Here is a 731-nt window from a genome sequence, read left to right on the forward strand (position 1 = left end):
TGCTGAGTGGTCTGGTGCTGGCGGTGACGTCGACGACCGCGCACGCCGCGACCGGCCCCGACGTCATCGCCCACCGCGGCTCCTCCGGCATGGCACCCGAGAACACCGCCGCCGCCATCGACCTCGCCGTCCGACAACACGCAGACCACGTCGAAATCGACGTCCAACGCACCAAAGACGGCAAACTCATCAACTTCCACGACTGCACCATGCAACGCACCACCAACATCGAAGACCTCTACCCAGGCCGCCCCACCTACCGCGTCTCCGACTTCACCTGGAACGAACTCCGCCGCCTCGACGCCGGACCCCCACCGGACTCCTCGCCGAAATCAGCCCCTGCAGCCAATACGGCACCACCCTCGCCACCGACCTCGCCACCACCCTCAACAACAAACCCCACTACCTCCACACCGCCCTCGCCCGCAAAAAACTCGCCGTCCAGTCCTTCCAGACCGACGACGCCCACACCTTCCACACCGCACAACCCCACATCCCCATCGGCATCCTCGACGCCGACCGCCCCACCGACACCGAACTCCTCCAACTCAGCCAATGGGCCGACCAGATCAACCCCCAGCACACCATCACCGACCAAACCCTCGTCGACCGCATCCACCAACTCGGCATGACCGTCAACGTCTGGACCGTCGACGAACCCGGCGCCATCCGCACCATGGCACAACTCGGCGTCGACGGCATCATCACCGACTACCCCCAAACCCTCACCC

General features: G+C 65.4%; 1 protein-coding gene and 1 pseudogene. Both read left to right on the forward strand.

The annotated features are described in order from the left end of the window. Positions 1-89: 89 nt before the first annotated feature. Positions 90-257, forward strand: a pseudogene (locus tag IG88_RS45410) (glycerophosphodiester phosphodiesterase family protein); the annotation flags it as partial. Between the two features lie 74 nt (positions 258-331). Next, positions 332-731, forward strand: a 400-nt coding sequence (locus tag IG88_RS45415) for a glycerophosphodiester phosphodiesterase (protein WP_234332500.1), incomplete at its 3' end; no start/stop codon positions are given.

Origin of the sequence: Streptomyces sp. NRRL F-5650 (assembly GCF_000721365.1) — a bacterium.
Lineage (GTDB): Bacteria > Actinomycetota > Actinomycetes > Streptomycetales > Streptomycetaceae > Streptomyces > Streptomyces ardesiacus.